Source organism: Enterobacter sp. Ag1 (genome assembly GCA_000277545.1).
Lineage (GTDB): Bacteria > Pseudomonadota > Gammaproteobacteria > Enterobacterales > Enterobacteriaceae > Cedecea.
The window spans coordinates 133,735-147,079 of the sequence record AKXM01000040.1 but is presented as its reverse complement, the minus strand read 5'-3'; the positions used below and the strand labels follow the sequence as shown (position 1 = coordinate 147,079).

12 protein-coding genes are annotated in these 13,345 nt (G+C 54.4%); 4 read left to right on the top strand and 8 right to left on the bottom strand.

Annotated elements, in window-relative coordinates:
- Window positions 1-725: 725 nt before the first annotated feature.
- Together alaA and yfbR are read left to right on the top strand one after the other, a co-directional pair.
- On the top strand, window positions 726-1,940 hold the full coding sequence (gene alaA / locus A936_RS16520; RefSeq protein WP_008459770.1) for an alanine transaminase AlaA: 1,215 nt from the start codon (window positions 726-728) through the stop codon (window positions 1,938-1,940).
- A gap of 75 nt (window positions 1,941-2,015) precedes the next feature.
- On the top strand, window positions 2,016-2,615 hold the full coding sequence (gene yfbR / locus A936_RS16515) for a 5'-deoxynucleotidase (protein WP_008459769.1): 600 nt from the start codon (window positions 2,016-2,018) through the stop codon (window positions 2,613-2,615).
- Window positions 2,616-2,697: 82 nt separating this feature from the next.
- Here the strand turns inward: yfbR and A936_RS16510 are convergent, their stop codons facing one another.
- The 5 genes from A936_RS16510 to A936_RS23510 all read right to left on the bottom strand — a co-directional run bounded on the left by A936_RS16510 (window position 2,698) and on the right by A936_RS23510 (window position 6,600).
- The gene (locus A936_RS16510) at window positions 2,698-4,530 is read right to left on the bottom strand and encodes an SLC13 family permease (protein WP_008459768.1); all 1,833 of its coding nucleotides are present in this window, start codon (window positions 4,528-4,530) and stop codon (window positions 2,698-2,700) included.
- Between the two features lie 91 nt (window positions 4,531-4,621).
- Window positions 4,622-5,317 carry a sugar phosphatase gene (locus A936_RS16505; RefSeq protein ID WP_205246337.1) on the bottom strand — a complete coding sequence of 232 codons (696 nt, stop codon included), beginning with the start codon at window positions 5,315-5,317 and terminating at the stop codon, window positions 4,622-4,624.
- Entirely contained in the window at window positions 5,295-5,789 is a 495-nt protein-coding gene (locus A936_RS16500; RefSeq protein ID WP_008459766.1) for a YfbU family protein, read from the bottom strand. The genes A936_RS16505 and A936_RS16500 overlap by 23 nt, the downstream gene beginning before the upstream one ends.
- Window positions 5,790-5,884: 95 nt before the next feature.
- Complete coding sequence (gene yfbV / locus A936_RS16495) at window positions 5,885-6,340, bottom strand: terminus macrodomain insulation protein YfbV (RefSeq protein WP_008459760.1); 456 nt, start codon at window positions 6,338-6,340, stop codon at window positions 5,885-5,887.
- Between the two features lie 56 nt (window positions 6,341-6,396).
- Window positions 6,397-6,600: a hypothetical protein gene (locus tag A936_RS23510; protein ID WP_157141428.1), complete on the bottom strand. Its 204-nt coding sequence runs from the start codon at window positions 6,598-6,600 to the stop codon at window positions 6,397-6,399.
- Between the two features lie 78 nt (window positions 6,601-6,678).
- On the opposite strand from A936_RS23510, the gene ackA reads away from it, so the two are divergent.
- Window positions 6,679-7,881 (top strand): acetate kinase, encoded by a 1,203-nt coding sequence (ackA, locus tag A936_RS16490; protein WP_008459758.1) that lies wholly within the window; start codon window positions 6,679-6,681, stop codon window positions 7,879-7,881.
- 85 nt (window positions 7,882-7,966) lie between these two features.
- Window positions 7,967-10,108 carry a phosphate acetyltransferase gene (pta, locus tag A936_RS16485; protein WP_008459756.1) on the top strand — a complete coding sequence of 714 codons (2,142 nt, stop codon included), beginning with the start codon at window positions 7,967-7,969 and terminating at the stop codon, window positions 10,106-10,108.
- A gap of 64 nt (window positions 10,109-10,172) precedes the next feature.
- Here pta and A936_RS16480 read toward each other — a convergent pair whose 3' ends face one another.
- The 3 genes from A936_RS16480 to A936_RS16470 are packed head-to-tail and all read right to left on the bottom strand — an operon-like array spanning window position 10,173 to window position 13,343.
- Window positions 10,173-11,126 carry a transketolase family protein gene (locus tag A936_RS16480; protein WP_008459755.1) on the bottom strand — a complete coding sequence of 318 codons (954 nt, stop codon included), beginning with the start codon at window positions 11,124-11,126 and terminating at the stop codon, window positions 10,173-10,175.
- Window positions 11,119-11,952 carry a transketolase gene (locus A936_RS16475; protein ID WP_008459753.1) on the bottom strand — a complete coding sequence of 278 codons (834 nt, stop codon included), beginning with the start codon at window positions 11,950-11,952 and terminating at the stop codon, window positions 11,119-11,121. Before A936_RS16475 ends, A936_RS16480 begins: the two co-directional genes overlap by 8 nt.
- Complete coding sequence (locus A936_RS16470) at window positions 11,952-13,343, bottom strand: PTS ascorbate transporter subunit IIC (protein ID WP_008459752.1); 1,392 nt, start codon at window positions 13,341-13,343, stop codon at window positions 11,952-11,954. Before A936_RS16470 ends, A936_RS16475 begins: the two co-directional genes overlap by 1 nt.
- Window positions 13,344-13,345 lie beyond the last annotated feature (2 nt).

Genomic DNA, 13,345 nt, shown 5'->3' with positions numbered 1-13,345 from the left:
TCAAAAAACGACTTTTAATAAGCTTTTATATGATTATTTAACGGGCTGGAGTGCAGCGGCAGGCTTAAACCGGCCAAAACACACAACCAGCTGAATAATAATGGAAATATTTTAATTTTCCGGCAAAGCCATGTCGTTGGCACAGCTACTGGCATCCAAAACCTACCATTTTTCGTAGTGTATCTTACAGTAAAACATGATGTTTTATAACACTTATTGCGAATTATCTGATCTTATTCTCTTTTTGTGGTTTCCACTCTGTTGATTATTTACAACGTTTTTTGAAGTCAGCCACACACTATAATAAAAGACACTTAATTATTGCCGAGGTATTTATCTATTACATTGACCAATCTTTTGATATACATCTCTTTAACTACCTTTTCATTAATCCCTTAATGTTTCAGGCATGAATATTAATTTTTACTTATGTTTAGCGACAACGCATTTACGTCGGCAGCACCTCTCCCTCCGCAGTGAGCAAGAAGCAGTGAATACCTTTGCATCACGGCGATATAATTAGACAATAAAACCACAATAACTAAAATTCATAGTTTTTTTAACCATCAGTATTTTTAAATCGCGTTCCGTGCTTATACATTGTGCTGTAAAGATAAATTGCATTTCTTCAGGCCCCATCCTTCAAATCTCGCTTAAGCAGGAGTACATTGTGGCGGTGCGCTTCCACGGCAGGACGCGAAATTAACAACAAAGGTCGAAGCTTCATGTCCCCCATCGAAAAATCCAGCAAACTTGATAATGTCTGTTATGACATCCGTGGCCCGGTACTCAAAGAGGCAAAACGCCTTGAAGAAGAAGGCAACAAAGTGCTTAAGCTCAACATCGGCAACCCCGCGCCGTTCGGTTTCGAAGCGCCGGATGAAATCCTTGTTGATGTGATCCGTAATCTTCCAACCGCCCAGGGATATTGCGACTCCAAAGGGCTTTTCTCTGCCCGTAAAGCAATCATGCAGCATTATCAGGCTCGTGGGATGCGGGATGTGACTACGGAAGATATTTATATCGGGAACGGCGTTTCCGAACTGATCGTCCAGTCGATGCAGGCGCTGCTAAACAGCGGTGACGAAATGCTGGTTCCCGCGCCGGACTACCCGCTTTGGACAGCTGCCGTTTCTTTGTCCAGCGGCAAAGCCGTGCATTATCTGTGTGATGAGAGTTCTGACTGGTTCCCGGACCTCGACGATATCCGCGCTAAAATCACCCCACGCACGCGTGGCATTGTGATTATTAACCCAAACAACCCTACCGGCGCCGTTTACTCCAAAGAGTTGCTGTTAGAGATTGTCGAGATTGCACGCCAGCATAATCTGATCATCTTTGCCGATGAGATTTACGACAAAATCCTTTATGACGATGCCGAGCATCACTCGATCGCAGCCCTGGCACCGGATCTGTTAACCATTACCTTCAACGGCCTGTCAAAAACCTATCGCGTGGCCGGTTTCCGTCAGGGTTGGATGGTGCTCAACGGGCCGAAGAAACACGCTAAAGGCTATATTGAAGGTCTGGAAATGTTAGCCTCTATGCGCCTGTGCGCCAACGTCCCTGCCCAACATGCTATCCAGACAGCGCTGGGAGGATACCAAAGCATTAGCGAGTTTATCGTGCCTGGTGGCCGTCTGTACGAACAGCGTAATCGTGCCTGGGAGCTGATCAACGAAATTCCTGGCGTCTCCTGCGTTAAGCCTCGTGGGGCGCTGTACATGTTCCCGAAAATTGACGCAAAGCGCTTCAATATTCATGACGACCAGAAAATGGTGCTGGACTTCCTGCTGCAGGAAAAGGTTCTGCTGGTTCAGGGTACGGCATTTAACTGGCCGTGGCCGGATCACGTGCGTATTGTCACTCTGCCACGCATTGATGATCTGGAAATGTCGATAGCTAAGCTGGGACGTTTCCTCGGACACTACCATCAGTAAGCCGTTCGGGGGCATTTGCAATGCCCCCTTTCTCCCCTCACAATGACGTCACCAAGTTGTTACCGCGAGAACGTCATGAGTCAGAGCCATTTCTTTGCCCACCTCTCCCGCCTGAAACTGATTAGCCGCTGGCCACTAATGCGGAATGTCCGCACCGAGAACGTGTCTGAACACAGCCTGCAGGTCGCCATGGTTGCCCACGCCCTTGCCGCTATCAAAAATCGCAAGTTTAACGGCAACGTAAATGCCGAACGTATTGCGCTGCTGGCGATGTATCACGACGCCAGCGAGGTGCTGACCGGGGATCTCCCCACGCCGGTAAAATACTTCAACTCGCAAATTGCCCATGAATACAAAGCCATTGAAAAGATTGCGCAGCAAAAACTGATCGAAATGGTGCCGGAAGAGCTGCGTGATATCTGGGCGCCGTTGATTGATGAGCACAGCTACAGTGAAGAAGAGAAAGCGCTGGTGAAGCAGGCCGATGCGTTATGCGCTTATCTGAAATGCCTGGAGGAGCTGTCGGCCGGGAACAACGAGTTTCTGCTGGCGAAAAGTCGCCTGGAAAAAACGCTGGCCGACCGCCACAGCCCGGAAATGGATTATTTTATGCAGGTCTTTGTGCCAAGCTTCCAGCTTTCGCTGGATGAAATCAGCCAGGATTCGCCGCTTTAAACACGTCCATCTGCCGAAGCGAAATCAGGATAATGTTTTCCCCTTCTCCCTTACAGGGAGGAGGCCGGGATGAGGGTAAATATCAGAACGGGAATAACATCGGTACCATCACCACGCTCACGATCATCACAATGACCGTAAACGGCACGCCGAGCTTCACGAAGTCGCTGAACTTATAGTTTCCTGGCCCCAGCACCAGCGTGTTCACTGGCGAAGAGACTGGCGTCATAAACGCCGCAGAAGCCGCCATCGCCACAATCATCGCAAACGGATACGGCGACACCCCCATTGATTTAGCCGCAGCCAACGCAATAGGCGCCATCAATACTGCCGTGGCGGTATTAGAAATAAATAACCCGATAGCCGCACACATCACAAACAGGCACACCAGCATGATATATGGGCCGTAGCCACCGCCAAACTCCATCAGCCCATGAACGATCAGATCCACCCCGCCGGTTTTCTGCAGCGCTAAAGCGAAAGGCATCATCCCGACAATCAGAATAATGCTCGGCCAGTGAATCGCCTTATAGGCACTTTCCATATCAATACAGCGGAATTTGCCCATCAACAAACAGGCGATAATCGCGGCGATTGGATTGGGTATTTCGTCGGTCAGCATCAGCGCCACCATCAGCGCCAGGCAGAAAATCGCATGAGGTGCCTGGCTGTGGGCCGGGGAGGCATCCTGCTCTTCCACAGGCAGACTCAGCACCAGGAAATCACGGTTCTGCTGTGAAAGCTGGTTGATCAGCTTCCAGTCACCAACCACCAGCATAATGTCGCCCAACTGGATAGGTTCATCCACCAGCAATCCTGCCATGGCTTCACCCGCCCGCCGCAGGCCAACAACGTTAAGGCCGTAGCGGGTTCGGAAAGCCATTTCTCGCAAAGTCTGCCCGGTAAGCCCTGACTCTGGCAGCAGAGAAACTTCTGCCATCCCCACATCCAGCGCCTGATCGGAAAAATACTCTCCCCGCAGGATCATTGGCTCCAGCATTTGCTCCCCGCAAAACTCTCGCAAATCAACCTCAGAGGCGGACATGTCAATCAGCAGTACATCGCGGGCGCGGAATTCCGTACCGCCGGTCACGTTGACAATAACGCGCCGAAAGCGGCGCCAGCGCTCCAGGCCAATCACGTTCGCGCCGTAGCGTTCACGCAGCTTTAAATCGTCCAGACGATGGCCAACCATCGGTGAGCCAGGGCGAATAGCCAACCGGCGAGCCCGCCCGGTCAGGCGATATTCTTTTATCAGATCGCGAAATGAACGGCGCTTCCAGCTCTCTTTGCCTGCCTCTTCGCCCTGGCCTTTGAGCGCAAAACGCGCCACCAGCATATAAAGGATGCCCAGCACCAGCACCGCCAGGCCAATCGGCGTCACGCTAAAGAACTGGAACCCCTCCAGCCCTTCACGAAGCAGTTCGCTGTTGATCACCAGGTTAGGCGGCGTCGCAACCAGCGTCATCATGCCGCTTATCAGCCCGGCAAAACTGAGCGGCATCATCAGCCGGGAAGGTGAGATTTTCATGCGCATAGAAACGCTGAGCACCACTGGTATAAAAATCGCCACCACGCCGGTGGAGCTCATAAATGCCCCCAACCCGGCCACCGTCACCATCAGCAGGACCAGCATTTTGGTTTCGCTGCTGCCCGCCACGTCCACCAGCCAGCTTCCCATCTTGGTGGCTACACCGGTGCGCACCAGCCCGTCGCCAATAATGAACAGCGCGGCAATCAGAATCACGTTGGGATCGCTAAAGCCGGAAAATGCTTCGCTGAGGCTTAATGTTCCGCTGAGCACAAAAGCGACAATCACCAATAACGCCACCGCGTCCATACGCATTTTTCCGGTGGCGAACAGCAGAACGGCAACCGCCAGTAGCGACAACACCCAAATGAGTTCCGAATTCAAAACGAGTCCCTGAATGGCTGAATATTGGTGAATTGAATGTAGACGAGAATGCCATAAAAAAACCCCGCAAATGCGGGGTTAAATCATGGGATTAGTGTTTTCTTAACACTTCGACGACTCCGTCCGGGGATTTCTGGACGAGCAGTTCGGTGAGGGACGTCAGAACGTAATCCACGTGCTCAAGCCGGGGTGTATCCGCCGGGGCGTTAACGGCTATCACGTGGCAACCGGCAGCCAGCCCTGAAAGCACGCCTGCTGGCGCGTCTTCAACGACCACGCACTCTTCCGGCTCCAGGCCAAGCAGCTGCGCTCCCAGCAAATAGGCATCCGGCTCAGGCTTACCGCGTGCGACGCGTTCCGCCGTCACAAACACGTCCGGTTCTGGCAGCCCACCGGCCAGGCGACGAGCGGATGCCACCGGCACGGAACCTGAAGTGACAATGGCCCACGGAATACCCGCTTCGTTAAGATGCGCCAGCAGCTCCGCAGCTCCCGGCAGCGCGACAATGCCGTCGGTATCTTCAGACTCAAGCTTCTCCAGACGCAGGAACTCTTGCTGAATCTCTTCCTCAGAAGCACCGGCCATAAAGTGGCGCAGTGAGGTAATCGCCTGCTTGCCGTGGATGAAGCCTAATACTTCTTCCGGGGAAATATTAAAACGCTTTGCCCAGTTTACCCACGCGCGTTCAACGGCGGGAAGAGAGTCAACCAGCGTACCATCCAAATCAAACAAGAAACCTTTACACTTCACTCCGCGTCTCTCCTCAGGCGTTAATGATCTGCGCAATCTCGTTGGCGCTTAAGTGATACTGACGTGGGCAGGCGTGCCACACTTTCAGCATTCGTTGGTATTTGTCCCACATTGGGGTTTGGGCGTTGAAACCGTGGGTGCCGGCATCAAAATGGGTATAGCGGCCTTCAATATTCACCATAAAGCGAACATAGCCGAGGAAGCGGGCTTCGGTGGCAGCATCAAACCCCATAAAGGTGACGCGGCGTTCATCGATTTCTTTGCTGTCTTTCAGGTTGGTCCAGGAGACATGCATCGCGTGATACATTTCCATGATGTCGATAACGATGCGGCATGTTTCTTCTTTTAGCTCGCCAAACTCGCGATCCAGCTCGCGCATTTGCAGGCCATAGCCGCGTTCGATGATGGTCTGCAGACGGCGATAGCGTTCGGCGTTATCCGGGTCCATCATCGTCATCATCTTATACTGGTTAGATAAAATCAGACGTTGCGCGTGGGTCATTTCCATTTCCTGGCTCCTTTGGTACATGGAAAAATGCAGGTTACGACGAGGATAACCTGTAAGAAAGTGTGCCTTCCTTTATATGCGCAACCGCAGGGTAATTACAAATCATCCAGGAAAGTTTTATCCAGCTGCTTAAACGCGCGCTTCAGCACGTCCGCCAGCGCCTGGTAGTCTGGCTTGCCTTCCACCGGCGCCAGCGCCTGCCCGGCTTCCTGAAGCTTCATGCGAACGTCATAAAACCACTGTAACGTCGACGGCGGTAATGGCGTGACCGAGCGCTTACCCAGCCACCACAGCCCTTGCATCGGCAGGCTACAGGCAAAGAGTGCCGTCGCCACCGCCGGGCCAAGCTGGCCACCCAACGCGATTTGCCACGTCAGGGTAAATACCGCCAGCGGCGGCATAAAGCGGATGGCATAGCGGGTGGCGCGTATCACGCGGTTTTCGATAAATACCGGCGCCAGACGCTTATCCAGCGGCCAGGTCTTCGAGTAGTGTTGCCCACGTCCGAACAGGCTAAACCAGCTTACATGGCTATTCTGGGGTGTCGACATGGCTCATACCTCAACTCTACGTATAAAAAATAAAATAATACTGTAACTCAACAACTCTAAATGACATCGTTCAAAAAATTTTGTCTTTCCGAGCCGCTATCTGCTACCCTGTGCCGGCCTTTGATGGCCGTAGTTGGGAAACCACAAGCTGTCAAACATTCTTTTACATCGCCGTGACCTGCAGCTTCAGGAATATGGCGTAAACTCTGAGTAATTTTATTCGCCATGCCGAAAAACGCTTCCGGCATGACGTTAATCATAAATGTCCGCGTCATCATGCGCTACGCTGATAGACTCACTGACGTTTTTTTAGCCACGTATCAAAAATAGGTACTTCCATGTCGAGTAAGCTAGTACTGGTTCTGAACTGCGGTAGCTCATCCCTGAAATTCGCAATTATCGATGCTGTAAACGGTGAAGAGTACCTTTCTGGTTTAGCAGAGTGTTTCCACCTTCCTGAAGCCCGTATCAAGTGGAAGCTGGACGGTGCTAAACAAGAAGCGGCTCTGGGTGCAGGTGCCGCTCACAGCGAAGCTCTTAACTTCATCGTTAATAAAATTCTGGCAGAAAAACCAGAATTGTCCGCTCAGCTGACCGCAATTGGTCACCGTATCGTACACGGCGGTGAAAAATACACCAGCTCCGTAGTTATCGATGATTCCGTGATTCAGGGTATCAAAGATTCAGCCTCTTTTGCACCGCTGCATAACCCGGCTCACCTGATCGGTATCGCTGAAGCCCTGAAATCCTTCCCTAACCTGGCTGATAAAAACGTTGCCGTGTTCGACACCGCGTTCCATCAGACCATGCCGGAAGAATCTTTCCTCTACGCTCTGCCGTACAAACTGTACAAAGAGCACGGCGTTCGTCGCTACGGCGCACACGGCACCAGCCACTTCTACGTGACTCAGGAAGCCGCAAAAATGCTGAACAAGCCGGTTGATGAACTGAACATCATCACCTGCCACCTGGGCAACGGCGGTTCCGTTTCTGCAATCCGTAACGGCAAATGCGTTGATACCTCCATGGGTCTGACCCCGCTGGAAGGTCTGGTGATGGGTACCCGCTCCGGCGACATCGACCCGGCTATCATCTTCCACCTGCACGATGCCCTGGGCATGAGCGTAGAAGACATCAACAAAATGCTGACCAAAGAATCCGGCCTGCTGGGTCTGACCGAAGTGACCAGCGACTGCCGTTACGTTGAAGACAACTACGCAACTAAAGAAGACGCTAAACGCGCAATGGACGTTTACTGCCACCGTCTGGCGAAATACATCGGTTCTTACACCGCGCTGATGGACGGTCGTCTGGACGCCGTTGTCTTCACCGGCGGTATCGGTGAAAACGCCGCAATGGTGCGCGAGCTGTCCCTGGGCAAACTGGGCGTACTGGGCTTCGATGTTGATCACGAGCGCAACCTGGCTGCACGTTTCGGCAAGTCTGGCTTCATCAACAAGGAAGGCACCCGCCCTGCGGTGGTTATCACCACCAACGAAGAGCTGGTCATCGCTCAGGATGCATCCCGCCTGACCGCCTGATTCCCTCACCGCCAGCCTTAGCTGGCGGTGTTGTTTTCTGAGTCGAGTGAGCATATCTGCTCGCGAAAACGAAAGAGGTTATACCGTGTCCCGTACTATTATGCTGATCCCTACCGGAACCAGCGTCGGCCTTACCAGCGTAAGCCTTGGCGTTATCCGTGCTATGGAACAAAAAGGCGTTCGCCTGAGCGTGTTCAAACCTATCGCCCAGCCGCGTACCGGCGGCGATACGCCGGACCAGACCACCAGCATCATCCGTGCTAACTCCACCATCCCGGCCGCTGAGCCGCTGCACATGAGCCACGTTGAGTCTCTGCTGTCCAGCAACCAGCAGGACGTGCTGATGGAAGAGATCATCGCCAACTACCACAACAGCAGCAAAGATGCTGAAGTTGTACTGGTTGAAGGCCTGGTCCCAACCCGCAAACACCAGTTTGCGCAGGCGCTGAACTATGAAATCGCTAAAACCCTGAACGCAGAAATCGTCTTCGTGATGTCTCTGGGCAATGACTCTCCGGAGCAGCTGAAAGAGCGTATCGAACTGACCCGCAGCAGCTTCGGCGGCAGCAAGAACACCAACATCACCGGCGTCATCATCAACAAGCTGAACGCCCCGGTTGATGAGCAAGGCCGCACCCGTCCCGATCTGTCTGAAATCTTCGACGATTCCAGCAAAGCAAGCATCGCGAACATCGATCCTAAGCTGCTGTTTGCCGACAGCCCGCTGCCGGTTCTGGGCTGCGTGCCGTGGAGCTTCGAGCTGATTGCCACCCGCGCAATCGACATGGCTCGCCACCTGAACGCGACCATCGTTAACGAAGGCGACATCAACACCCGCCGCGTGAAGTCCGTTACCTTCTGTGCGCGCAGCATTCCGCACATGCTGGAACACTTCCGCCCTGGCTCTCTGCTGGTTACCTCCGCAGATCGCCCGGATGTGCTGGTTGCTGCCTGCCTGGCCGCCATGAATGGCGTGGAAATCGGCGCTATCCTGCTGACCGGTGGTTACGAAATGGACCCTCGCATCAGCAAGCTGTGCGAACGTGCTTTTGCTACCGGCCTGCCGCTGTTCATGGTTGAAACCAACACCTGGCAGACCTCTCTGAGCCTGCAGAGCTTCAACCTGGAAGTCCCAACCGACGACCATCAGCGTATCGAAAAAGTGCAGGAATATGTGGCCAGCCACATCGATGCTAACTGGATCGAATCCCTGACCGCGACCTCCGAGCGCAGCCGTCGTCTGTCTCCTCCAGCGTTCCGTTACCAGCTGACCGAACTGGCTCGTAAAGCCGGTAAACGCGTCGTGCTGCCGGAAGGCGACGAACCGCGTACCGTTAAAGCGGCAGCCATCTGTGCTGAGCGCGGTATCGCTACCTGTGTTCTGTTGGGTAACCCGGATGAAATCACCCGTGTTGCTGCGGCGCAGGGCGTTGAGCTGGGTGCAGGCATCGAAATCGTTGATCCAGAAGTGGTTCGCAAAAGCTACGTTGCCCGCCTGGTTGAGCTGCGTAAGAGCAAAGGCATGACCGAAGCCGTTGCCCGCGAGCAGCTGGAAGACAACGTTGTGCTGGGCACCCTGATGCTCGAGCAGGACGAAGTTGACGGCCTGGTTTCCGGCGCGGTTCACACCACTGCCAACACCATCCGTCCACCGCTGCAGCTGATCAAAACCGCACCGGGCAGTTCTCTGGTCTCTTCCGTGTTCTTCATGCTGCTGCCTGAACAGGTTTACGTTTACGGCGACTGCGCGATCAACCCGGATCCAACCGCAGAACAGCTGGCAGAAATCGCGATTCAGTCCGCTGACTCCGCTGCCGCTTTCGGTATCGACCCACGCGTCGCAATGCTCTCCTACTCCACCGGTAACTCCGGCGCGGGTAGCGACGTTGAGAAAGTGCGTGAAGCCACCCGTATCGCTCAGGAAAAACGCCCTGATCTGGTCATCGACGGTCCACTGCAGTACGACGCTGCGGTTATGGCTGACGTGGCTAAGTCTAAGGCACCAAACTCTCCTGTTGCGGGCCGTGCGACCGTGTTCATCTTCCCTGACCTGAACACCGGGAACACCACCTACAAAGCGGTACAGCGTTCTGCAGACCTGATCTCCATCGGGCCAATGCTGCAGGGTATGCGCAAGCCGGTTAACGATCTGTCCCGTGGCGCGCTGGTGGACGATATCGTCTACACCATCGCGCTGACCGCGATTCAGTCCGCTCAGCAAGCGTAAGCTCACTGAGACGCAAAAAAGGCAGCCATCTGGCTGCCTTTTCTTTTTCTGTCACCTTTAACCGCTACAGCAGCTCTTTCGCCGCCTGCACGATATCTGCCGCCGTCAGGCCATACTCCTGCTGCAGGAAGTCCTGAGTCCCGACCTGGCCGTAACGCTCCTTCACGCCCACTCTGCGCATCGGCACCGGGCAGGTTTCCACCAGCACTTCCGCCACCGCTGAGCCCAGCCCGTTGTGAATACTGTGGTTTTCACAGGTCACAATTCGGCCGGTTTTTTCGGCGTAGTTCTTCACCAGCATGCGGTCGATAGGCTTGAGGGTAAACATGTCGATGACCGCCGCGCTAACCCCTTCCTGCTCCAGCTGCTGAGCCGCTTTCAGCGCTTCCGCAACCATAATTCCGTTGGCGATTAGCGTGATATCCGTTCCCTCACGCAGCACATTACCTTTGCCGATGGTGAAGGTTGAACCTGCCTCATAAACCGTCGCCGCCTGCTTGCGAATAGTCCGCACCCAGTAGAAGCCTTCCAGCTCGATCAACTGACGCAGAATGTCTTTAAACATCACCGCATCAGTCACTTCCAGCACAACAGAATGCGCCAGCCCGCGAACAATGCCCATATCTTCAAACGACATATGGGTTCCACCGTTATGGCAGGCCGTCACCCCGGCGTCGGAAGCAATGACCTTGACGTTATTCCGCTGGTAATCCAGCGACATAAACAGCTGGTCAAAGCAGCGGCGGCTGGCGAAGGCGGTAAAGGTGTGGACGAACGGTTTGCGGCCGGTCAGCGACAGCCCGGCCGCCACGCCAATCACGTTGGCTTCCATGATGCCGCAGTTAATCACATGCTGCGGGTTATCTCGCTGCACGCCATCCATCGCCATCGAACTCATCAGGTCAGCTTCCAGCGCGATGATCCCGCTGCCTTCGCCAATCTGCTGCTGAACAAACCCGGCGTAGACTTTACGCATTTCTACGGCGTCCTGGCCGCCGCTCTGACTTACCTTAATCATGTGCCGCCTCCAGTTGCGCGATGGCCTGCTCCAGCGCCTGTTTTGACTGCTCCGTCAGGCGGAGATGGTGGGAGTTCCCCAGTTGCTCAAGGTACGGCACCCCCTGCCCTTTAATGCTGTCGAGGATCACCAGCAAAGGGCGCTGTTCGCCGCTGCGAACGGGTTTCACCGCCGCCAGCAAACCGGGAATGTCATCGCCTTTCACCTGCACCACGTCAAACCCGAAGGCGCTGAACTTCTCTGCCAGATCGAAAGCACAGATGATTTCGTCCAGCTCGCCGTCCAGCTGCTGTTTGTTCCAGTCCACAAACACCGTCAGATTGTTAAGACGGTGATGAGCAATAAACTGGAAAGCCTCCCAGCACTGCCCCTCGTTCAACTCGCCGTCGCCGACAATGCTGAAGACCCGGTTGCGACGCTGCGCCAGTTTGTGGGACAGCGCCATGCCGGCAGCAATCGAAATCCCTTGCCCTAACGAACCTGTGGTCGCATCCACACCGCGCGTTTTCAGCCGATCGGGGTGGCTGGGCAGGCTGGTACCGTTCTGGTTTAGCGTGGCCAACTGCTCCACAGGAAAATACCCTTTCAGCGCCAGCGTGCTGTACAGCGCCGGGCCAGCATGCCCCTTCGACAGCACAAAGTAGTCGCGTTCAGCCCAGTCAGGGTCGCCCGGATCGATATTCATCACGTCGCCGTACAGCACCGCCAGCGTCTCGACCACCGACATGCTGCCGCCGTAATGGCCAAACCCCAGTTGGGTGAGCGCTTTCAGCGTCTCTACCCGGATGTCGCGCGCAAACCGCGTGACGTCAGCCAGTTCATTCATTATTTAGCCCCCGTCTTGTCTTCAGTATGTACGGCAGGAGTGCCTTTTCCTTTGCCCAGATAGTTGAACCCGACCAGTACCGCAAACACGGCGACCACTACTGCGGTAATCGCCGCAGGTGACAGGAAGCGTGCAAGGTTGCCGAGGATAATCCCCACCACGCCAAAATCGGCGTCGGAGAAGGTTGTGTTGGCGAAGCCCAGCGCGCCCAGAACAGGCAGCAGCAAGACCGGCAGGAAGGTGATCAGCAGCCCGTTGGCAAAAGCCCCCACCATCGCGCCGCGACGGCCGCCAGTAGCGTTACCAAACACGCCCGCTGTCGCCCCGGTAAAGAAGTGAGGCACCACGCCCGGCAAAATCAGCACCAGCTTCATCTGCCCTAAAAGGAACAAGCCCACCAGGCCGCCGAGGAAGCTGAACAGAAAGCCCACCAGCACGGCATTCGGCGCATAAGGGTAAACCACCGGGCAGTCCAGCGCCGGACGTGCATTAGGTACCAGCTTCTCAGAGAAACCGGTAAACGCCGGGACGATTTCCGCCAGAATCAAGCGCACGCCCTGCAGGATGATGAACACCCCGGCCGCAAAGGTAATCGCCTGAATAATGGAGTAAACCAGGAAGTTCTGGCCGCCGCTGAGTTTCTCTTCTACATAAGCCTGGCCTGCACAAATCGCGAGGATCATGTAGATGACAATCATGGTCAGGGAGATGGAGATTGAACTGTCACGCAGGAAGCTGAGGTTCTTCGGCAGGTTCATCTCTTCCGTTGAGCGCGAACCTTTCCCGCACTTGCTGCCGATCCAGCCGGACAGGACGTAACCCAGCGTACCGAAGTGGCCAAAGCCGATATCATCGGTGCCGGTGATGCGGCGCATATAGCGCTGCGCAATGGCCGGGAAGAACGCCATTATCAGCCCGAGGATCAGCGACCCAGTGAACACCAGCGCCACGCCTTCAAAGCCCGCCACGGTGAGGATGACGCTTATCATGCACGCCATGTAGAATGTGTGGTGCCCGGTCAGGAAGATGTACTTCAGGCGGGTAAAGCGAGCCACAATGATGTTCGCCACCATCCCGAAGGCCATGATCAGCGCCGTGGATGCCCCGTATTTCTCCAGTGCGATAGAAACAATCGCTTCATTATTCGGAATAATACCCTGGATATTAAAGGCGTGCTCAAACATACCGCCCAGTGGATTCAAAGACCCCACTAATACGGTGGCACCGCCGCCCAAAACAATAAAACCTAATACGGTTTTAATTGAGCCTTTCACCACATCAGAAAATGACTTCTTTTGCGCTACCAGACCAATTAAGGCTATCAGCCCGACGAGAATGGCCGGGACCTTCAGAATATCAACAATAAAATTCAGCGTGCCAAGGATAAACATAT

What these genes read in the sequence shown, in the direction of transcription:
- yfbV (WP_008459760.1), bottom strand. Translation starts at nt 6,340, where the DNA reads ATGTCGACACCCCAGAATAGCCATGTAAGCTGGTTTAGCCTGTTCGGA.
- A936_RS16500 (WP_008459766.1), bottom strand. Translation starts at nt 5,789, where the DNA reads ATGGAAATGACCCACGCGCAACGTCTGATTTTATCTAACCAGTATAAG.
- ackA (WP_008459758.1), top strand. Translation starts at nt 6,679, where the DNA reads ATGTCGAGTAAGCTAGTACTGGTTCTGAACTGCGGTAGCTCATCCCTG.
- A936_RS16470 (WP_008459752.1), bottom strand. Translation starts at nt 13,343, where the DNA reads ATGTTTATCCTTGGCACGCTGAATTTTATTGTTGATATTCTGAAGGTC.
- alaA (WP_008459770.1), top strand. Translation starts at nt 726, where the DNA reads ATGTCCCCCATCGAAAAATCCAGCAAACTTGATAATGTCTGTTATGAC.
- yfbR (WP_008459769.1), top strand. Translation starts at nt 2,016, where the DNA reads ATGAGTCAGAGCCATTTCTTTGCCCACCTCTCCCGCCTGAAACTGATT.
- A936_RS23510 (WP_157141428.1), bottom strand. Translation starts at nt 6,600, where the DNA reads ATGATTAACGTCATGCCGGAAGCGTTTTTCGGCATGGCGAATAAAATT.
- A936_RS16480 (WP_008459755.1), bottom strand. Translation starts at nt 11,126, where the DNA reads ATGATTAAGGTAAGTCAGAGCGGCGGCCAGGACGCCGTAGAAATGCGT.
- A936_RS16475 (WP_008459753.1), bottom strand. Translation starts at nt 11,952, where the DNA reads ATGAATGAACTGGCTGACGTCACGCGGTTTGCGCGCGACATCCGGGTA.